Annotated in this window: 1 pseudogene; it reads left to right on the top strand. The window is 79.7% G+C overall.

From position 1 onward, the window contains the following. Positions 1-241 (top strand): annotated as a pseudogene (locus KVS67_RS12850) (UDP-N-acetylmuramate--L-alanine ligase); the annotation flags it as partial.

Below are 241 nucleotides of genomic sequence, written 5' to 3'. Positions count from 1 at the left end.
GCCGGCCCTGCTGGTCACCGAGCTCGCGGTGGAGCCGGGCGAGACCGGAGTGGGCCAGCGCGCCACGTTCCGCATGGCGGGCGGCCCGGAGCGCACCCTGCATCTGCAGGTGCCCGGCCGGCACAACGCGCTGGACGCCGCCGCTGTGGTCCTGGCCGCCGTCCGGGCGGGCATGGCCTCCGGGGCCGCCGAGCGGGGCGTGGAGGCCTTCCGGGGCACGGCCCGCCGCTTCGGGTTCCGC

The organism is Micrococcus sp. GbtcB5 (assembly GCF_019091605.1).
In the GTDB taxonomy this organism is placed as follows: domain Bacteria; phylum Actinomycetota; class Actinomycetes; order Actinomycetales; family Micrococcaceae; genus Micrococcus; species Micrococcus luteus.
This window is presented reverse-complemented; position numbering and strand designations above follow the sequence as displayed.